We start from the raw sequence: 226 nt of genomic DNA on the forward strand, positions 1-226 counted from the left end.
CGTTAATCAGCGGCAGCGGTCCCGGTACATCAATATGCAGGTTCACCTCGCGCGTGCGGGCAGTTAATTCAAACTTCTGCGCCACGTCGGAAATCAGCTCCCCCATCGCGAAACGCTCGCGCTGCGGCTTAATGCCTCCATGCTCCAGTCGCGCCAGCTCAAACAGCTGCTGCGAAAGATGGCGCACTTTGTTGCCCTGGCGCAGGGCGATGGTGAGATACTGCCT

At 59.3% G+C, this 226-nt stretch carries 1 protein-coding gene; it reads right to left on the reverse strand.

Features of this window, described 5'->3' with window-relative positions; genetic code table 11:
* Positions 1 to 226: histidine kinase (locus FLQ03_RS18565; protein ID WP_206211050.1), on the reverse strand; the 226-nt coding region annotated here is incomplete at both ends.

This window comes from Vogesella urethralis (assembly GCF_007644045.2).
Taxonomy (GTDB): Bacteria; Pseudomonadota; Gammaproteobacteria; order Burkholderiales; family Chromobacteriaceae; genus Vogesella; species Vogesella urethralis.